The 19,158-nt window shown below is 63.5% G+C and carries 20 protein-coding genes; 7 read left to right on the top strand and 13 right to left on the bottom strand.

The genetic code is table 11. The annotated features are described in order from the left end of the window. Positions 1–28 precede the first annotated feature (28 nt). The 8 genes from sufD to C793_RS14460 form a co-directional block, all read right to left on the bottom strand. Positions 29–1,372: a Fe-S cluster assembly protein SufD gene (sufD, locus tag C793_RS0106300; protein WP_017430093.1), complete on the bottom strand. Its 1,344-nt coding sequence runs from the start codon at positions 1,370–1,372 to the stop codon at positions 29–31. Beyond that, entirely contained in the window at positions 1,369–2,118 is a 750-nt protein-coding gene (gene sufC / locus C793_RS0106295) for a Fe-S cluster assembly ATPase SufC (protein ID WP_017430092.1), read from the bottom strand. The genes sufD and sufC overlap by 4 nt, the downstream gene beginning before the upstream one ends. 80 nt (positions 2,119–2,198) lie before the next feature. Beyond that, positions 2,199–3,641, bottom strand: coding sequence for a Fe-S cluster assembly protein SufB (gene sufB, locus C793_RS0106290; protein ID WP_017430091.1), 1,443 nt, complete (start codon positions 3,639–3,641; stop codon positions 2,199–2,201). Positions 3,642–3,705: 64 nt separating this feature from the next. Beyond that, on the bottom strand, positions 3,706–4,170 hold the full coding sequence (locus C793_RS0106285; RefSeq protein WP_017430090.1) for an SUF system Fe-S cluster assembly regulator: 465 nt from the start codon (positions 4,168–4,170) through the stop codon (positions 3,706–3,708). 265 nt (positions 4,171–4,435) lie between these two features. Beyond that, complete coding sequence (locus C793_RS0106280) at positions 4,436–4,912, bottom strand: YbhB/YbcL family Raf kinase inhibitor-like protein (protein WP_017430089.1); 477 nt, start codon at positions 4,910–4,912, stop codon at positions 4,436–4,438. 166 nt (positions 4,913–5,078) lie between these two features. Beyond that, positions 5,079–6,257 carry an acetyl-CoA C-acyltransferase FadA gene (fadA, locus tag C793_RS0106275; protein ID WP_017430088.1) on the bottom strand — a complete coding sequence of 393 codons (1,179 nt, stop codon included), beginning with the start codon at positions 6,255–6,257 and terminating at the stop codon, positions 5,079–5,081. A 23-nt stretch (positions 6,258–6,280) separates the two neighbouring features. Beyond that, positions 6,281–8,437, bottom strand: a complete 2,157-nt coding sequence (gene fadB / locus C793_RS0106270) for a fatty acid oxidation complex subunit alpha FadB (RefSeq protein WP_017430087.1) — start codon at positions 8,435–8,437, stop codon at positions 6,281–6,283. Further along, positions 8,421–8,735, bottom strand: coding sequence for a hypothetical protein (locus tag C793_RS14460; RefSeq protein WP_156804942.1), 315 nt, complete (start codon positions 8,733–8,735; stop codon positions 8,421–8,423). Before C793_RS14460 ends, fadB begins: the two co-directional genes overlap by 17 nt. On the opposite strand from C793_RS14460, the gene slyA reads away from it, so the two are divergent. Continuing rightward, a complete protein-coding gene (slyA, locus tag C793_RS0106265) occupies positions 8,734–9,189 on the top strand; it encodes a transcriptional regulator SlyA (RefSeq protein WP_017430086.1) in 456 nt (151 codons plus the stop codon). The genes C793_RS14460 and slyA overlap by 2 nt on opposite strands. Here slyA and C793_RS0106260 read toward each other — a convergent pair. Continuing rightward, positions 9,186–9,716 carry a hypothetical protein gene (locus C793_RS0106260; RefSeq protein ID WP_017430085.1) on the bottom strand — a complete coding sequence of 177 codons (531 nt, stop codon included), beginning with the start codon at positions 9,714–9,716 and terminating at the stop codon, positions 9,186–9,188. The genes slyA and C793_RS0106260 overlap by 4 nt on opposite strands. Positions 9,717–10,019: 303 nt before the next feature. Between C793_RS0106260 and C793_RS0106255 the strand changes: the two genes are divergently transcribed. Continuing rightward, on the top strand, positions 10,020–10,472 hold the full coding sequence (locus C793_RS0106255; protein WP_017430084.1) for a universal stress protein: 453 nt from the start codon (positions 10,020–10,022) through the stop codon (positions 10,470–10,472). A 99-nt stretch (positions 10,473–10,571) separates the two neighbouring features. Here C793_RS0106255 and C793_RS0106250 read toward each other — a convergent pair whose 3' ends face one another. After that, a complete protein-coding gene (locus C793_RS0106250; protein ID WP_017430083.1) occupies positions 10,572–12,533 on the bottom strand; it encodes an ATP-binding cassette domain-containing protein in 1,962 nt (653 codons plus the stop codon). A gap of 264 nt (positions 12,534–12,797) precedes the next feature. Here C793_RS0106250 and C793_RS0106245 point away from each other — a divergent pair, with 264 nt between their 5' ends. Beyond that, on the top strand, positions 12,798–13,712 hold the full coding sequence (locus C793_RS0106245) for a TatD family hydrolase (RefSeq protein WP_017430082.1): 915 nt from the start codon (positions 12,798–12,800) through the stop codon (positions 13,710–13,712). Continuing rightward, entirely contained in the window at positions 13,705–14,181 is a 477-nt protein-coding gene (locus C793_RS0106240) for a hypothetical protein (RefSeq protein ID WP_017430081.1), read from the top strand. The genes C793_RS0106245 and C793_RS0106240 overlap by 8 nt, the downstream gene beginning before the upstream one ends. Here the strand turns inward: C793_RS0106240 and C793_RS0106235 are convergent. After that, entirely contained in the window at positions 14,168–14,815 is a 648-nt protein-coding gene (locus C793_RS0106235; RefSeq protein ID WP_017430080.1) for an elongation factor P hydroxylase, read from the bottom strand. The two genes, C793_RS0106240 and C793_RS0106235, sit on opposite strands and share 14 nt — an antisense overlap. 143 nt (positions 14,816–14,958) lie before the next feature. On the opposite strand from C793_RS0106235, the gene C793_RS0106230 reads away from it, so the two are divergent. Together C793_RS0106230 and C793_RS0106225 are read left to right on the top strand one after the other, a co-directional pair. Continuing rightward, a complete protein-coding gene (locus C793_RS0106230; protein ID WP_017430079.1) occupies positions 14,959–16,398 on the top strand; it encodes an MATE family efflux transporter in 1,440 nt (479 codons plus the stop codon). Between the two features lie 148 nt (positions 16,399–16,546). Next, positions 16,547–17,269 carry a hypothetical protein gene (locus C793_RS0106225; protein WP_017430078.1) on the top strand — a complete coding sequence of 241 codons (723 nt, stop codon included), beginning with the start codon at positions 16,547–16,549 and terminating at the stop codon, positions 17,267–17,269. On the opposite strand, the gene tusA is transcribed toward C793_RS0106225, so the two are convergent. Beyond that, positions 17,250–17,525 (bottom strand): sulfurtransferase TusA, encoded by a 276-nt coding sequence (gene tusA, locus C793_RS0106220; protein ID WP_017430077.1) that lies wholly within the window; start codon positions 17,523–17,525, stop codon positions 17,250–17,252. The two genes, C793_RS0106225 and tusA, sit on opposite strands and share 20 nt — an antisense overlap. Positions 17,526–17,553: 28 nt before the next feature. Between tusA and C793_RS0106215 the strand changes: the two genes are divergently transcribed. Continuing rightward, the gene (locus C793_RS0106215; RefSeq protein ID WP_017430076.1) at positions 17,554–17,844 is read left to right on the top strand and encodes an antibiotic biosynthesis monooxygenase family protein; all 291 of its coding nucleotides are present in this window, start codon (positions 17,554–17,556) and stop codon (positions 17,842–17,844) included. 66 nt (positions 17,845–17,910) lie between these two features. On the opposite strand, the gene rlmM is transcribed toward C793_RS0106215, so the two are convergent. Beyond that, positions 17,911–18,999, bottom strand: coding sequence for a 23S rRNA (cytidine(2498)-2'-O)-methyltransferase RlmM (gene rlmM, locus C793_RS0106210; RefSeq protein ID WP_017430075.1), 1,089 nt, complete (start codon positions 18,997–18,999; stop codon positions 17,911–17,913). Positions 19,000–19,158: the final 159 nt, after the last annotated feature.

The following is a 19,158-nucleotide window of genomic DNA, read 5'->3' as shown; positions in this document are numbered from 1 at the left end:
CCCGGGCGTACGTTGCCGGAATCACGGGTCAGTCGTTCAGCGCCGTGGAGGTTTCAACCAGTCCGGCCACGTTAAAGCGCTCGGGCAGTTTACCGGCAACCGCCAGCTCGACACGCTCGGCAATGGCATCCTGGGTGACGTTTTCCAGCACTTCACCGGCGAAAGCCAGGGTCAACAGCCCCCGAGCGGTTTGCTCGTCCAGCCCGCGGGTGCGCAGGACAAAGATGGCCTCTTCGTCCAGCTGGCCGGTGGTGGTGCCGTGGGAACACTTGACGTCGTCAGCGTAAATCTCGAGCTCGGGCTTGGCGTCAATATGCGCCCGATCGGAGAGCAGCAGGTTCTGGTTGCTCTGAAAGCCCTCGATCTGCTGGCTGTCGCGCTTGACATAGACACGGCCGTTGAACACGCCGCGGGCGCGGTCATCGAGAATACCCTTGTAATTCTCGTTGGAGAACGTCAGCGGCGCGTTGTGGTTCACCTTGGTGTGGTTATCCACATGCTGACGCCCCTGGCCAAAGAAGAGCCCGTTGAATACGGTTTCAGCGCCCTTCCCTTCCAGATCGCTAATCAGGTCGTTGCGCACCAGCGCGCCGCCCAGGTCGAGGTTATGCGACACGTAGCGGCTGTCGCGCTCCTGCTCCACATGAATACTGGCGATGTGGTAGTCGCCCAGCGGTGCTTCCTGAAGCTTGTAGTGCGTGAAAATGGCACCGCGTCCGAGGAACAGCTCGGCGACAACGTTGGTCAGGTTGCCGGCGCCCTCTTGCCCGGCGTGGTGCTCGATGAGCGTCGCCTCGCTGCGCCCGCCGGCCTCGACCAGCACGCGCGGGTGGCACATGGTCGGCTCGGCGTTTTCCCGGGAGAGAAACTGCAGCACGATGGGCTTTTCCACCACGCAGCCTCTGTCCAGGCGGATCACCGCGCCCTCTTCCATAAAGGCGGTATTGAGCGCGGCAAAAGGCGAAAACTCCACGCCGGTGAGCCGGCCCAGCGGGCCGCCCACGGCTTCGTGGTTATCCTCCAGCGCCCGCGAAAGCGGCAGCACCTGGACCCCGTCGGGCAGGTTTTCCAGCTCGGACAGCGCGGGAGCAAACACGCCGTCGACAAAGGTCAGGCGGTGAGCCTCGATCGGCAGCGTCAGCGCCGCCGCGCTGGCCGGCGAAAAGTCGGCGTTATCGGCCAGGGCAAAGTTGCCCTGAGCGATGCTGCGCACGTTGGTATATTTCCACTCTTCATCGCGAAGGGTGGGAAACCCCATCGCTTCAAAGCGGGCAGCGCCGGCCTGACGGCGCGCGGCAATCCAGGTGGGTTCCGAACCACGCCGGCTGTCCCTGGCCTTGAGAGTGTCCAGAAAAGTTTGCGTATCGCTCATGCCGCTGACTCCTCGATCCCTTCATAGCCGTGGGCTTCCAGCTGGCGGGCCAGTTCGGCGTCGCCGCTCTTGACGATCCGGCCGTCGACCAGAACATGCACGTGGTCGGGCACCACATAGTCGAGCAGGCGCTGGTAGTGGGTCACCAGCAGAATGGCGCGGTCGTCGTTACGCAGGCTGTTGACGCCGGCGGCGACAACGCGCATGGCGTCGATGTCGAGCCCCGAGTCGATTTCGTCGAGCATCGCCAGGCGCGGCTTCAGCACCAGCATCTGCAGGATTTCGTTGCGCTTTTTCTCGCCGCCGGAGAAGCCTTCGTTCACCGCGCGCTGGAGAAAGCTGGCGTCCATTTTCATGTAGGCGATCTGCTCCTTGATCAGCTTCATGAACTCCGGCGCGGGGATCTCGTCCTCACCGCGAGCGGCGCGCTGTGCGTTGAGCGCCGCCTTGAGCAAATAGACGTTTTTCACCCCGGGGATTTCCACCGGGTATTGAAAGCCCAGCAGCAGGCCGGCCCGGGCGCGGTCCTCGATCTCCATCTCCAGCACGTCCTGGCCATCGTAATGAATCGTGCCCTGGGTCACTTCATAGCCGTCCTTGCCCGCAATAACGGCGGACAGTGTGGACTTGCCCGCGCCGTTGGGGCCCATGATGGCGTGAACTTCGCCGGCGTTGATGGTCAGCGTAAGACCCTTGAGAATCTCGTTTCCCTCAACCGTGACGTGCAGATCGTTAACTTCGAGCATGTGGATACCTTTTACCAAGCAAATTACCAAACAAATAACGTGGACGGTGAACAATCATGGCGGGCAGGGCCCGCGGCCTATCAGCCGACTGCGCCTTCCAGGGTGACGTTGAGCAGGGCTTCGGCCTCCACCGCAAACTCCATGGGCAGCTCCTGGAACACGTCCTTGCAGAAGCCGTTGACGATCATGCTCACGGCATCTTCTTCGGAAATACCGCGGCTCTGGCAGTAAAACAGCTGATCTTCGCCGATCTTGGACGTGGTGGCTTCGTGCTCCACGGTCGCCGTGCTGTTGTTGATTTCCTGATAGGGGAAGGTGTGCGCGCCGCAGGTATCGCCAATCAGCAGCGAATCGCACTGGGTAAAGTTGCGTGCGCCCTTCGCCCGAGGGCCGGTCTTGACCAGACCGCGATAGGACTGGTCGCTGTTGCCGGCGGAAATCCCCTTGGACACGATGTAGGAACGGGTGCCCTCGCCGATGTGCACCATCTTGGTGCCGGTATCGGCCTGCTGGCGCCCGCCGGTGACCGCCACGGAATAGAACTCGCCGATGCTGTCCTTGCCGCGCAGCATGCAGGAGGGATACTTCCAGGTGATCGCCGAGCCGGTTTCCACCTGGGTCCAGCTGATGCGCGAACGCGCCCCGCGGCAGTCGCCGCGCTTGGTGACAAAGTTGTAAATGCCGCCGACGCCGTTTTCATCGCCGGGGTACCAGTTCTGCACCGTGGAATACTTGATGTAGGCGTCGTCCAGCGCTACCAGCTCGACCACCGCGGCGTGCAGCTGGTTTTCGTCGCGCTGGGGGGCGGTGCAGCCTTCCAGGTAGGAAACCTCGGCGCGATCCTCGCAGATGATCAGGGTGCGCTCGAACTGGCCGGTATTTTCCTGGTTGATGCGGAAATAGGTGGACAGTTCCATGGGGCATTTCACGCCCTTGGGCACAAACACGAAGGAGCCGTCGGTAAATACCGCCGAGTTGAGCGCGGCAAAATAGTTGTCGTTTTTGGGCACCACCGTGCCCAGGTATTGCTTGACCAGCTCCGGGTATTCCTGCACCGCTTCGGAGATGGAGCAGAAAATCACGCCTTCCTTCGCCAGGTCGTCCTTGAAGGTGGTAATCACCGACTCGGAGTCAAACACCGCATCCACGGCCACGCCGGCCAGGGCCGCGCGCTCGTGAAGCGGGATCCCGAGTTTTTCGTAGGTTTCGAGCAGCTTGGGGTCGACTTCGTCGAGGCTTTGCGGGCGATCCTCAGGGCGTTTGGGCGCGCTGAAATAGGAAATTTCCTGGTAGTCGATGGGCGGATAGTTCAGGTGCGCCCAGGACGGCTCCTTCATCTTGAGCCACTGGCGGTAGGCGTCCAGACGCCATTCGAGCATCCAGTCGGGTTCGCCCTTCTTCTTCGAGATGAAAGCGATGGTGTTCTCATCCAGCCCCGGCGGAAGCGTATCGCTTTCGATATCGGTAACAAAGCCGTCCTTGTACTCACGACGGACCAACTGTTCCATTTCTTCAGTTGCCATTGGTGATACCCTCCGGGCAATTGGGCGGCGAGGCCTGCTCGCCGGATACGTAATGGGAGGCGGCTTACGCCGTGGCCGCCGATAGACTGATACTTTGAATAGGCAGGCTTACCGGCATCTTGAGCGGTGCCGTATCGGCCAGGTGCGCCAGCGTCACGCTCTCCAGCAGGGTACGAATCGCCAGCGACACTCGCTGCCAGTTGTCGGCCACGCCGCAGGTATCCGCCAGCTCACAGTCGCCTTCGGCCTGGCTGCATTCGGTCATGGCGACCGGCCCCTCGATGGCCGCGATGATCTCGGCGGCGGTAATGCGCGACGCCGGCCGTGCCAGCTGGTAGCCGCCCTGGGCACCGCGCAGCGACGTCAGCAGGCCGGCGCGCACCAGCATCTTGAGCGTCTTGCGTACCGTGGGCGACGGCAGCTGAACGTCGGCCGCCAGGTCGGCAGCGGCGTGAGGCCTGTCCGGATATCGCGCAATCTGCGCCATGACCACGGCGGCGTAGTCGGTCAGCCGCGAAAGCTTGAGCATAGCGTTCTCCCCTTGCCGGCGTCGGCCTGACTCAGCCGGCCTCGAATTGGGTACCATTTTAGTCCTCTATGCAGGCGTTGTGAAGCCTTGCGGCCAAACCCGTGGATTTCATGCTCACATCCACGCATGTTCGACGCATTTACATACATAAACGACAATCATTTTCACTTGTTGCTCACAAAAAAGTCCGCCGACGCCGAGTGCCGACGGGCTTCAGGACCCGAGTTTCGAGGGTAGTGGACTCTATCCCAGCGGGGGCAGGACGCTAATCGCGCTTATAGGTGCCGATCAGCCGGCTCATGCCCAGCAGATGGGGCTCGACTTCCTTCAACAGCTCGACCAGGCTCAGGCCGTCGGGCAGCGAGGTCTGGCAGTCCAGCGCCAGCACCCAGAAGTAATAGTGGTGCTTGCCGTGACCTTCCGGGGGCATGGGGCCCTTGTAGCCGGTACCACCGGCGTCGTTCTGCCCCGCCGTACCCAGCCGGGTATTTTCTTCGAGCGACAGCGTATCGGCCGGCAGGTTGTAAAGCGTCCAGTGTACAAAGCCGTAGGTACCGTGCTGGATCAGCGGGGCATCCGGATCGTGACAGATGACCGCAAACCCCTGAGTGCCTTCGGGCGGGTTCTGCCAGGCCAGCGCCGGCGAGGCGTCGTCGCCTTCACCGGAGTACCGGGCGGGAATGTCACGGTGATGTTCAAACGCCGTGCTGGTGACTTCCAGATCTGACGGGGCAAATGCCATCTCAACCTCCTTGCAGTCGCATCATCTCGACGGCGCCGTTTGCCGGCGTCCGTCAGGCTTATCGGTTACCGTAACGGCAAGCCCCGCCGGCGGCAAGATGCGCTGGCGGGGCTCGTCGGTTTGACGCCGGCATGGGTAGCGGCGTTATTGCCGCCGGCGCCAGGCGCTACTTCAGGCGTTCGAACACTGTCGCCACGCCCTGGCCCATGCCGATACACATGGTCGCCAGACCCAGGCGGGTGTCACGCTGCTGCATGACGTTGAGAAGCGTGGTGGCAATCCGGGTGCCGGAGCAGCCCAGCGGGTGGCCCAACGCAATGGCGCCGCCGTTCAGGTTGACCTTGTCGTCCATGTCATCCAGCAGGCCCAGATCCTTGAGCACCGGCAGCCCCTGGGCGGCAAAGGCTTCGTTCAGCTCGACGGTCTGAATATCGTTGGCCGTTAGCCCTGCGGCTTTCAGCGCTTTTTGACTCGCCGGCACCGGGCCATAGCCCATGATGGAAGCATCGCAGCCGGCCACGCCGGTGGATACCACTTTGGCCATGGGCTCCAGCCCCAGCGACTGAGCCCGCTCGTAGCTCATCACCGCCATCGCCGAACCGCCAACGGATAGCGCCGAGGACGTCCCGGCGGTAACCGTCCCACCCTTGGGGTCGAACACCGGCTTGAGTTTGGCCATGTCTTCCAGGTTGGCATCGGCGCGAATCACCTCGTCGCGCTGAATCAGGGCCTTGACCCCGTCGGCATCGTGGCCCTCGACGCCGATAATCTCGTTGTCGAAGCGCCCCTGCTCCATGGCGGCCTGAGCGCGCTGGTGCGAACGCACGCCAAAGCGATCCTGATCTTCGCGGGTAATGCCGTGCATCTTGCCCAGCAGCTCGGCGGTCACGCCCATCATCATCGCGGCCTTGGCGGCGTACTTGCTGGCACCGGGGTTGACGTCAACGCCCTGGGTCATGGGCACATGCTCCATGTGCTCCACCCCGCCCACAAGGTAGACATCCCCCATGCCGGCCTTGATGTTGGCGCCGGCGATGTGCAAGGCGGACATCGACGAGCCGCACAGACGGTTGACCGTCTGAGCCGGCACGTTACGCGGAATGCCGGTCATGATCGCGGCGTTACGTGCGATGTTCATGGCCTGTTCCTGGGTCTGGTTGACGCAGCCCCAGATCACATCGTCAATCTCGGCCGGGGCCAGCCCGGGATTGCGCTCAAGCAGCGACTGCATGGTGGCCGCCGACAGGTTTTCGGCACGCACGTGGCGGAAAGCGCCGTTTTTGGCCTTGGCCATGGGGGTACGTACGGCGTCGACCACCACGATATCTCTCGGATTCAAACTCATCTTTCTCTCCCTTGCGCGGTGGCTTATTCGGCGGCGTAAAAACGGGCGTTTTCCTGCGCCATCTGACGCAGCTTGTCGGTCGGCGCGTAAAGCGGCCCCAGCTCGTCGGCCAGGCTATTGGCGAGCCGCACGAACTCGGCAACGCCCATGGCATCAATATAGCGCAGCGCCCCGCCGCGGAACGGTGGGAAACCGATGCCGTAAATCAGCGCCATGTCGGCCTCGGCCGGCGAGTCGACTATGCCATCTTCCAGGCAGCGCACGGTTTCCATGCACAGCGGCACCATCATGCGGGCGATGATGTCCTCGTCGGAAAGCGTGGACTGCCCCTGCACCACCTCGCTGAGCAATGCCGGCACCTGGTCATCGCTGACCTTCTGCGGCTTGCCCTTTTTGTCCTGCTCGTAGGCGTAGAAGCCCTTGGCGTTTTTCTGCCCCAGGCGGTCGTTGTCATACATGACCTGAATGGCGGTTTTGCTGTCCCGTGCCATACGCTCGGGAAAGCCTTCGGCCATGACCTCGTTGGCGTGCACGGCGGTATCCATGCCCACGACGTCGAGCAGATACGCCGGCCCCATCGGCCAGCCGAACTTTTCCATTACCTTGTCAACGTGCTGGAAATCCGCGCCCTGTTCTACCAGCTGGCTGAAGCCGCCGAAGTACGGAAAGAGCACGCGGTTGACCAGAAAACCGGGGCAGTCGTTGACCACAATCGGCGTTTTGCCCATGGCCCGGGCATACGCCACGGTCGCGGCCACGGCCGCATCGGAGGTCGCTTCGCCACGGATGACTTCCACCAGCGGCATGCGATGTACCGGGTTGAAGAAGTGCATGCCGCAGAAGTTTTCCGGACGCTTGAGATTCTGCGCCAGACGGTTGATGGAAATCGTCGAGGTATTGGAGGTCAGGATCGTGCCATCGTCGACCTGGCCTTCCACTTCGGCCAGCACCGCCCCCTTCACTTTGGGGTTCTCCACCACGGCTTCCACGACCAGATCCACGCCGTCAAAGTCGCCGTAGGAGAGCGTCGGGCGAATGTTGGTGAGCTTTTCGGCCATCTGCGCGGCGGTGAGCTTGTTGCGCTCGACCTGCTTGCCGAACAGCTTGCGGGCTTCCTGAAGCCCCAGCTCCACCGCATCGGCCTTGATGTCCTTCATCAGGATGGGCGTGCCTTTGGAAGCACTCTGGTACGCAATGCCGCCGCCCATGATACCGGCGCCAAGTACCGCGGTATGGGCGACGTCACCCGCCTGTTTGGCGTAGCTGCCGGCGCGTTTCTTGACCGCCTGATCGTTCATGAACAGGCCGACCAGGTTAAAGGCCACATCGTTTAGCGCCAGTTTGGCAAAGCTTTGCGCTTCGATTTGCTGGGCGCGTTCCCGGGTTTCGCCGGCGCCTTTCTGAATCACGTTGATGGCTTCCACCGGCGCGGGATAGTGCGGCCCGGCCTTGCCGGCGACAAAGCCCTTGCTGGTTTCAAACACCATCATCTGTTCGATGGCGTTGAGCTTGAGCGGGCCGGTTTTTTCCGCCCGCCGGGATGCCACGTCCAGCTCGCCGCGGCTGGCACGCTGAATCAGCGTGTGCGCTGCCGCGGCCAGCTCATCCACGGGCACCACGGCGTCGACCGCCCCGTTTTTCAGCGCCGCGTCGGCGCGGTTTTGCGTGCCGCCGGCAATCCACTCGATGGCGTTGTCGGCCCCCATGAGGCGTGGCAGACGCACGCAGCCACCCCAACCCGGCACGATACCCAGCTGGGTTTCGGGCAGGCCGATTTTGGCGCTGTCGGCCATGACGCGGAAATCCGCGGTCAGCGTAACTTCGCAGCCGCCCCCCAGCGCGAGGCCGTTAATCGCGGCAACCGTGGGGAACGGCAGGTCTTCGATAGCGTTGAAAATGTCGTGAACCCTGAGGTTCATTTCCACCAGATAGTCTTCGCCCTTGTCGAAGAAGCCGTGAAATTCGGTGATATCGGCGCCGACGATAAAGGCTTCCTTGTTGCTGGCAAGCACCAGCCCCTTGAGGCCGGTCTCCGCTTTCAGCGCGTCGACCGCTTCGCCCAGCTCGGTTACCGTCGCACCCGAAAGCGTATTGACCGACTCGCCCCGGGCGTCAAACGTCAGGGTGGCGATATCGCCATCGTCGCGCGCCACCGTGATGGCATTACCTTGATAGATCATCCGCGCCGCTCCACAAAGTCGTGATACAGGTCATAAAACCGATCGCTGTAAAACGGATCATGCAGGTCGTTCCAGCAACCGGCGACAAAAGCCAGTCAGAAAGCAGGTTATAACACCCGCTACAAAACGGGTCATATTCATACGACCGTTTGATAGCTTGACTCTGGTCGAGATAGCCAACCACGTCAAGCCCTCCCCGGTACCGAATCGCCAACCGATCCCGGGTTTCTGTTGCATTACGCCATCCGCGCGTTGACAATTTCACCATCTCGTTTTCTTCAGGTAGTTCGACACTCATGGCGACGTCACTCGGTTTTCGCATTGCCCGCCTTCCCCATCTCTGGCGTTCGATTCTGGATCGGCGTCTGGCTCCCCTGGGCCTGACTCAAACCCGCTGGGTCACGCTCTACCACCTCTGGCGCATGGGCGACGGGCAGCCACAGTGCGACCTGGCGCGCGCCATTGGCGTTGAGGCACCGTCGCTGGTGCGCACCCTGGGCCAGCTGGAAGAACAGGGGCTGATAGAACGCCGGGCCTGTGAAAGCGACCGGCGTACCAAGCGTCTTTATCTGACCGACGAGGCCATGCCGCTACTGGAAAAAATCGGCCGCGTGGCGGATGACGCCCGTCAGGAAATGCTCGACGGCCTCAGCGACGAGGACACCGCGCAGCTGGATCGCTGGCTGGCGGTTATCGAAAGCAACGGCCTGGCGCTGCAGGAGCGCGATACGCCCCGCCAGACCGACAGCTAACGCGATCCGGGCACGGCCAGAGGCCCGGCGCCCGGGCGGTCGGCATGCCCTTTCAGGCTGTCGCGCAGCGCTTCCGCGGTCTCGATACAGGGCGCAAAGCCCTCGGCCGTACCCGACTCCCACCACCATAGCGTGAGCGCCACTTCGCTGGACTGCACCACCAGCGCATCGTCCGGCAATCCGGTTGCCAGCTCTTCGAGCCGCTGCCGCGCGGCGTCCGGCAGGGGCCGCAAGGGCGCCACGCGAAAGCGCCACCCGGGAATAAAACGATCCAGCGCAGCGCTCGCCACGGCGTCACGCACCAGCATGAAATCCGGCCCGGGCTGATCGCCGGGGTAGCCCAGGCGATACGCCGGCATCCGCTCTTTGGTCAGGTGCAGCGGCGCTTCCCGGCTGACGATATTGACCCCCTTGTCCAGCGCCATACGGCGTAAACGACTGTGCCGGCGCTGCCCCCGGGTCGGCTTGAGCCACATGACCGGCGACATCGCCGTGAACATGATCCCGATAATGATCAACCACTCCATTGTCTCGCTTCTCCAACCGCGGCGGCCGGCGCGCGGGTCACCAGCGCCAGCCGTTGTGAAATCGCGCCACCCGGCCTAAAGTGGCGCCTGATGGACTTGCCCGGGGGCACTTTCCCCGGCATTCTCGAAGGCAGGTTTCCACACCGGCTTGCAGCGGCTTGTGCGCCCCGGGGCCACGGAATCCCGCCTACCGGCTTTTGCCCGGGGGCTCGGGCAACACCTTGACTTGGCGCACACACGCGCGTACCGATCCCGGTAACATTACCTGTCACGCATCACGCATTCACCACCGCGGAGGGACACATGAGCTACAACCATATTCTGGTGGCGGTCGACCTGACCAAGGATTCGCACAAGGTGCTCGAACGCGCCATGGTTATTGCCGAACGCAACGATCATGCCAGCATCTCGATCATGCACACCCTGGAGCCGCTGGGCTTTGCCTACGGCGGTGATATCCCCATGGACCTGACCAGCATTCAGGACCAGCTGGATGACCACGCGAAAAAACGCCTGGGAGAGATTGCCTCACCGCATGTGTCCGATGACAACCAGCACGTCGTGGTGGGCATGCCGGATACCGAAATTCATCGCTTTGCCGCCGATAACGATGTGGACCTGATCGTGGTGGGATCCCACGGGCGCCACGGCTTTGCCCTGCTGCTGGGCTCCACGTCCACCGGCGTACTGCACGGCGCCCAGTGCGATGTCCTGGCGGTGCGCGTCGGGCAGAAAGGCGAGGAAAGCGACGAATAGCCGCTGACAGACCCCGTCCCAAAGGCGCCCCGTGGGCGCCTTTTGTTGATGGATAATTGCCTTGCCCGATCTTGCGCCACCCCCTGCCTGTCTTCAGCGCTACGACTCGCCTTCGGCCATCGCCTCAAGCTCCATCCAGCGCTCCATGCGCGTTTCCAGCGTTTGCTGGGCTTCGCTTAGCGCCGTCAGTCCGGCCGCCACTTCATCAGCGTTCTGCTGATAAAACGCCGGGTCCCCCGCGGCTTCTTCCAGCTCGGCCACCTGTTCTTCCAGGCGCTCGATTTCGGCCGGCAGGCCTTCCAGCTCGAGCCGGAGTTTATACGTCAGTCTGGACGACTGCCTGTTGCCCGCCTTGCCGCTTTGAGCGGTGTTGGCCGCCGACTTCTTCGCCGCCGGCCCATCGGCGGATGCCGCCGAGCCCGGCTCCGCGACCGGCTCGGCCTGCTGGCGGGCGGCTCCCTCCCAGGGCGCCGGGGGCAGCTTGCCGCCCTGGCGTACCCAGTCGGTGTAGCCGCCGACGTATTCGCGCACCTGGCCTTCGCCTTCAAACGCCAGCACGCTGGTCACCACGTTATCCATGAAGGTCCGGTCGTGGGATACCAGCAGCAGCGTGCCGTCAAAGTCCAGCAGCAGCTCTTCCAAAAGCTCCAGGGTTTCCATGTCCAGATCGTTGGTGGGCTCGTCCAGCACCAGGACGTTGGCCGGCTGGGTGAACAGCCTGGCCAACAGCAGGCGATTGGACTCGCCGCCGGACAGCGCCCTGACCGGCTGGCGCACCCGCTCGGGGGTAAAGAGGAAATCCTGCAGGTAGCTCATCACATGGCGGTCCCTGCCGCCGACCGTGACGCGGTCGCTGCCCTGGGCGACGTTGTTGTAGACGGTTTCCTCGGGGTCAAGCCCGGCGCGCAGCTGGTCAAAATACGCCACGTTGAGGTTGGTGCCTCCTCGAACGCTGCCCGAATCGGGTTCAAGCTCGCCGAGCATGATCTTGAGCAGCGTGGTTTTGCCCGCGCCGTTACGCCCCAGAAAGCCGATACGGTCACCGCGCTGGACTTCCAGGCTGAAATCATCAATCAGGGTATCGTCGCCATAGCCGTGGCTCACGCGGTCAAGCTCCATGACCCGCTTGCCGGTGCGTTCTCCGCGGTCCACGCTCAGGTTTGCCGTTCCCTGGCGCTCGCGACGCTGTCCGCGTTCCGCGCGCATCTGCTGCAGTGCCCGCACGCGCCCCTCGTTACGAGTGCGCCGCGCCTTGATGCCCTGGCGTATCCAGGCTTCTTCCTGGGCGAGCTTTTTATCAAACTCGGCGTTCTCCCGGGCTTCCACTTCCAGCTCGTGCTCCTTGCGCGCCTGATAGGCCTCGTAGTTGCCTGGGTAGCGCTCCAGCTTGCCGCGGTCAAGTTCAAGGATGTGGGTCGCCAGACGCGACAGAAAGGCCCGGTCGTGGGTAATCAGCAGCACCGCGCCGTTAAAGGCCAGCAGCTGCTCTTCCAGCCAGGCGATGGTGTCCAGGTCCAGGTGGTTGGTGGGCTCATCAAGCAGCAGCAGATCGGGGTCGGCCACCAGCGCGCGAGCCAGCGCGACCCGCCGGCGCCAGCCGCCGGAAAGGGCGTTCATGTCAGCATCGGGCGGCAGCCCCAGGCGCGTCAGAATCACGTCGATGCGGTGATGGAACGACCAGCCGTCAATCGCCTCGATACGGGTATGCAGCGTGGCCATGCGGTCCATGTCGGGGTCGGCGGCGGTAATCAGATGATGATATTCCGACAGCAGCTCGCCGGCTTCCGGCAGGCCCTGGGCGACCATGTCAAAAATCGTCATGCCCGACGATTCCGGCAGCGTCTGGGAGAGTACGCCGACTTTCAGCCCCGGCGCGCGCCAGATGTTGCCGTCGTCGGCCTGGTTCTCTCCGGCCACCAGCTTCAACAGCGTTGACTTGCCCGTGCCGTTACGCCCTACCAGCGCCAGACGCTCGCCTTTTTCGATGGTCAGATCCGCATGGTCCAACAGGACATGGGTACCGTAAGCCAGCTGTAGCTGTTCGAGTCGTAACAATGTCACGCGGTTATCTCCTTCAATACCAATGTCAAAGCCAGTGTCAAAAGCGGTTTCAAAAACCGGGTTCAAAAGCCGGTTTCGAAATCAAGGCGGAACGCATGGGAGCCGCGCGGGGAACGCGCAGCGCCGTCAAACGCACCAGTGTAACCCATGCAGGGATCCAGGTGGTGGCTATCGCCGCACCGAACGCCAGAGGTTACACTCGTGCGCCAGCACCGGCCGGCCGCATCCGGCCGCTCACTCAACCCGCTATCCGAGGAGCTTCGCGTGGCCCACGCCTCTTTTGACGACGCGCTGCCCGACACCCTGCAGTTTCATGCCCCGGCTCCGCTGGTGGATATTGGCGCCAACCTGACCCACCGGAGCTTTGACCGCGACCGCGATGCCGTCATTCAACGTGCCCGCGCAGCCAACGTCACCCGGCTGATTCTTACCGGCACGGACCTGGCACACGCCCGCCAGGCTGCGGAGCTGGCCGAACGCCACCCCGGCCTGTACGCCACGGCCGGCGTTCACCCGCACGATGCCGATAACTGGACGCCGGGCATGGCGCGCGATATGGCATCGCTTTATGCACGCGACAGCATCGTCGCGGTCGGCGAGTGCGGGCTGGATTTCAATCGTAATTTTTCCACGCCGGCGGAGCAGGAGCACGCCTTCGAGGCCCAGCTGGCGCTCGCCATCGAGCACGACCTGCCGCTGTTTATCCACGAGCGCGACGCCGGGCGGCGCATGCGCGAGATGCTCGCCAGCTGGCGCGACGACATCGGCCAGGCGGTGATTCACTGCTTCACGGCGGACAGGGACACCCTGTACGGCTATCTCGATCTGGATCTGCACATCGGCCTGACCGGCTGGCTGTGCGACGAGCGCCGGGGCCACCACCTGCGTCCGCTGGTGGGCGATATTCCGCTACACCGCCTGATGGTGGAAACCGACTGCCCCTACCTGCTGCCGCGCAACCTGCCGGCCAAACTCAAGGGGCGGCGCCACGAGCCGGCCCTGCTGCCCTGGGTCGTGCGCGAAATCGCCCACTGGCGGGGTGTGCAGGAGGCGACGCTGGCCGCCGCGACCACGCAGACCGCCAGCGACTTCTTTCGCCTGCCGGCCGACGCCGAGCGGGCGCCATCCGCTGATCACATCGCCGACAACACGGCAACCGGAGGGCTTACCCATGACTGATATGCCGGGCTTCATTGCCATTGAAACCGGAGACGAGGAAGGCCTGCCGCTGGCCATTGCCTGGTCGCGTACCGACGGCAGCGTCAAGCACACCCTGATTCAGCCCGATGACAGCTGGATCGACGAAGAATCCGGGATTATGGGCGAATACAGCATCGAAGAGCTGGAAAGCCTCGGCGTCAGCCCGCTGGACGTGATCCGCGAGCTGGAAACCGATCATTTCAATGCCACGCTGTACACCAACGGCACCGGCGAGGACGAGCTGGCGCTGACGCGCCTCTTCGACACCTACGGGCTGGACCCCTTTGTGGAGCTGGCGCCGGCGGAGGTGCTCTACGACGACCTGAGCCCGGGCGACTGGCAGCGCGGTCGTGGCGACATGCTCAACGAACGCGGGCTGGAACCCATGCGCCCCGATGATGAAATCGACGCCATGCTGCACCTTCACCAGCGCCTTACCCAACCCTGACCGCAAGCAGGTCGCGCCCGGCGGCACAGGCCTGCTCCCGCGTCACCCGAGCGGCGTTGTCATCGGGCTGATAATAGCAGGCAAGCGCGCGATAAAACGCCGCCGCCCGGGCGGGCAGGCCTTCCGCCCAATAGCGCCGGGCGCGCTGGCACACCTTGTCGGCAAACGCATGGCGGTCCACCTCGGCGTCGCCGTCGAGGTTGTCGACGCTGACGTTGAACGATCGCCCGCAGGCCTCGGCAAACAGCGATTCCAGCGCCTGGGGCGCCACTTCCGCCTGCTCGAAGGCGTGCTGCTGCGCCTGGTTACGCCCGTCGGGCAGGTACCAATAGCCGTAGTCCTCGCGCTGACGCCGCGCGGCGCCGGCAATGCACCAGTGGCTGATTTCATGCAGCGCACTGGCGAAAAACCCTCGGGCAAAAATGATGCGGTGGTACGGCGTTTCGGCATCTGCCGGCAGGTAAATCGGCTCGTCCCCGCCGCGAATCAGGCGGGTGTGATAACGCTCGGCAAAGACGCCGTCGAACAGCGCGATAATATCGCCCAGCTGCCAGCGCTGGTCATGCGCCGCCCTGGCCGCTGCTTCCGTTTTAGATACTGCTTCCGTTGTATCTCTTGCTTCCGCGTGGTCCATTGTATCCCGTGCTTCCATCGTATCCCGTACTTCCAACTGATTGATGACGCCGGTGCGACATCGCGCGATGCCCGCCCCCGGCTGCTATCATAAGCGCTCGCCGATTGCGGCGCTTCTTTACCCCTCATCCACAGGAGACCGCCGTGAGCCGTATCGCTTCCCGGCTGACAACGTTTTACTGGCCGGAGACCCGCCAGCTCGCCAGCCTGGCGCTGCCCATCTGCGGCGCCCAGCTCGCTCAGGAAGGCATGAGCGTGGTGGACGTGATGATGACCGGGCACCAGAGTGCCACGGCGCTGGCCGCGGTGTCGGTAGGCTCAAGCCTGTGGGTGCCGCTGATGCTGTTCATGACCGGCACCATGATGGGGGTAACACCGATTGTCGCCCAGCTGTTGGGCGGCCGGCGCCATGCGGCCATTCGACCGGCGGTGCACCAGGCGCTGTGGGTGGCGTTGCTGCTGGGGCTGATCTCGGCCGGGCTATTGGGCTTTGCCGTCAGGCCGATTTTTGCCCTGATGCAGGTGCCGCCGGACGTCGCCGAAGCCGCGTCGGCCTACCTGGCGGCGCTGGCCCCGGGCATGCTGGGCGTGGCACTTTTTCAGGCGCTACGGGCCTTTTCCGACGGCATGAACCATACCCGCCCATCGCTGTGGATCAGCCTGATCGGCCTGGGCGTGAACATCCCCATCAACTACGTGTTGATCTACGGCGGTGATGGCCTGGTGGCGCTATTCGGCCACTGGCTGCCTGATTTTCTGCAGCAGCTGCCGGCGCTGGGCGCGGTCGGCTGCGGTATTGCCACGGCGGTATCGATGTGGACCATGGCCATCGCCCTCACCCTGTACACCCGCCTGGGCCACGCCTACCGCGCGGTCGAGCTGTGGCGCCGCCTGAGCTGGCCCAACTGGCGCGGGCTGCGCGAGCTAACGGCGGTCGGGTTGCCCATCGGCATTGCCATCTTTGTCGAGGTCACGCTATTTACCCTGATTGCCCTGTTCATCGCCAGCCTGGGCGAAATCACCATTTCCGCCCACCAGGTAGCGTTCAGCTATACCGGCATTCTGTTCATGCTGCCGCTGTCGTTAAGCATGGCGCTGACGGTGCGCGTGGGCAATACGCTGGGTCAGGGACGCCCGGAAATGGCGCGGAAGGTCGCCGGCAACGGCGTCGCCATCAGCCTGGTCACGGCGGCAATCAACAGCACGCTGCTGTGGGTTACCGGCCGCTGGGTGATTTCGTTGTATACCGACAACGCCGAGGTGCAGCAGCTGGCCGCCTCGCTGCTGACGCTGGCGGTGTTCTATCAGGTATCGGATTCGCTCCAGGCCAACCTCGCGGGCGCCCTGCGCGGCTACAAGGATACCCGCATCGTCATGCTGATTACCGTGCTTTCGTACTGGTGCGTCGGGCTCGGCGGGGGCTACTGGCTGGGCACTTACGGCGCCGGCCCCGTCAGCGGCCCGCTGGGCGTGCACGGCTACTGGATCGGGCTGATCGCCGGGCTGAGCACCGCCGCCGCCCTGCTGGGCTGGCGGCTACAGCGAATCAGCCGGACGCCCCGGAATCCGAGCGTCGCGGCCTGATAAGGCCGGCCGCCTGCCCCTGAACGGCGATACGCCGACAAAACGCCGGCAAGGCTTAACCTTCCTGTCAAGCTGTGCTATTGGTGAGATGAAGCGGCAATGCAGCATCCTGCCGACATCGAGACCACGCAGCACCAGGAGGGACATCATGGGCGCATCTGTGTCACCCCGCTCTGCCCAGGTCATCGATCTGGAAACGGTACGCCAGCGCCATCAGGCGCAACAACAGCTGGTCCGTCTGGCTCCCGAGCTCGACGGGCTGGAGATGCTCTACCAGCTGGATAACGATACGCAAACCTGCTACGGCATCAGCCTGCTGGCCTGGGGGCTCAATCAGGACGGCAGCGTCGTCGGCCTGGTGCCCTGGATGGATACGCTGACGCCCTGCCAACGTATCAGCCACCACGAAAACGGGCATTTCATCGGCTACCGCGATCCCGAAACCGAAGAGATTTTCACCGCGCCGCCCGAACACAAATACGACGAACTCACGGCGGCGGCCGCCTACTTTGAATACGAAACGTCGCAGAGCGTCACCCTCATCCAGCAGCTGCCGGATAATCTGGGCACCTACGCGTTGTGCATGGACCACCCGGGGACGCCCTGGCAAATGAAGCCGGTTCACGGCTGGTCGCTGTACAGCAACGGCCGCGTTGACGCCCTGCTGGCCGATGAAGACGAGGCCGGCATGGTGCCGATACTGCTCGGCGATGACTGTCTGTATAACGCTCGGTCACGCCACCCCGGGCTGTATTTCTTCCAGCGCCATATTGCCAACCGCATCATGGAGGAAGACCCGGCGACGCTGGAAGCGCTGTCGCTGATAACGGTGCCCGCGTCCCGGGGGTCGGTCAATCCGCCAGACGAATAAAGTAGCGCAGCACGTCGTCGGTTGTGTGCTGCGCGAACAGCTCATGGCCGAGAAACCCGCAGAAACGCGGCACGTCGCGGGTCGTCGCCGGGTCGGTGGCAACGACCTGCAGCACCTCGCCCGGCGCCATGTCACGCACCTTGTTGTGCATCAGCATGATCGGTTCCGGGCAATAGAGGCCGCAGGTATCCAGCAGCGCATCATGCTCGGGTAGTGTGTCACGGTCGGATAAAGTGTCAGTGGGATTGGTCGTCATGACTCCTCACAGCAATTCAGGGATAAACATGATAAAAATCATTATCGAACGGCGTATCATGCCGGGCCTGGAAGAAGAGTATACCCGAGCGGCGCAAGAGGCCATCCACGCATCGCGTCACGTCGAGGGTTTTATCAGCGGTGAAAGCCTGGTGGAACAGGGGCGCGCCGACCGTCGCCTGGTGGTCACCCAGTGGCGCAACCTCAGCGCCTGGAAAAGCTGGTACGCCAGCGATGCCCGGGCTGCCGCCATGCAGCACGTCTTCCCCCTGCTGACCGGCGACGAGACGATCCGGGCCTTTGTTCCCGGCGATGCCTGACCCGAAGCCCGCACCGCGATTCCCGGCGTCATCGCGGCGGCCCTTTTACCCCGGCGGCTCCGGCTCTTAGTCGTCGTCGAGCCGCCGAACGTGCACCGTGACTTCTTCGCGGTCGTGGTAGAGGTGACGACACGCCACCGTTGCCCTGACGCCGGCTTCGTCCAGCGAGCGCTCCAGCGCATCCAGGCCCTGCTGCACTGTTTCCCAGCGCTGCTTCATGGGTAATTTCAGATTGAATATCGCTTCGCGGCACCAGCGGTTTACCAGCCAGCGCTCCATCATCGCCAGCACCCGCGACGGCTTGTCGACTATATCGCATACCAGCCAGTCCAGACGCCGGGGCGGTTCCCAGACAAAGCCGTCGGCGGCCAGATGCTCTACCTGCCCGGTCGCCATCAACGCCTTGTCCATGGGGCCATTATCTATCGCGTAAACGTGCATACCGCGCTGCACCAGCTGCCATGTCCAGCCGCCGGGCGCCGCGCCCAGGTCCGCCGCCTGCATACCGTCTGCCAGCCGTTCGTCCCATTCATCCGACGGGACAAACTCGTGCCAGGCCTCCTCCAGCTTGAGCGTCGAACGGCTGGGAGCTCGGGCGGGAAAACGCAGCCGGCGGATGCCGCCCACCAGTTCGCTGCGATTGCCGGGAAAGCTCATGCCCGGCTGTACCGCTTCACCCGATATCCATAACAGGTGCAGCCGCCGCCCTCCGGCCTTGCGTCGCAGGGCACCGTGCTTTTTGAGTTTATGCTGCAGCGGCCGAGTCAGCGCTTTGGCAAGGCGCGCAAGCGTTTTGCCCTCGTTGGTATCCGGGGTCTCATGCCAGATGCTTTCAAAGCTCCAGCCCGCCTCGTCAATACGTTCGGCCACCGGCCCCAGACGATCCTCACGGGATAGCGTCAGCGCCGGCAGCGCCACCAGGCTTTGCCGGGCAAATACCAGCCGGTTGAGCGGCACCGCACGCTGCAAGGTATTGATGCTTGCGCCATCGGTGCGTGTAATAGCTGCCCGGCCCTCTCCCGTATGGCCCTCGACGGCGATGCCGTGGCGGGCCGCATGGGCTTCAAGCTCTGCCAGCGCATCGCGCTCGAAGCCATGCCGGCAGTACACCAGCCACGTTGCCGGAACCTTCTGCTCCACCTGTTTACCTCGCATTGCATGACACGTTAAGGGGAATACGCGGCGTTATCCTAGCACGCCTGCCGTGATGGAATGACCCGGGCCCGGCTGCCGGTTTTGCCGCCCTGCTTTTTGCCGTCGGGCTTTCCCCACCACGTTTTCACAGCCACTTTTCACCGCCACGTTTTTCACCGC

Origin of the sequence: Vreelandella jeotgali Hwa (assembly GCF_000334215.1) — a bacterium.
Classification (GTDB): Bacteria; Pseudomonadota; Gammaproteobacteria; order Pseudomonadales; family Halomonadaceae; genus Vreelandella; species Vreelandella jeotgali.
Note: the sequence above shows the minus strand (reverse complement) of the source record. Positions and strands in the feature narration are given on the sequence as shown.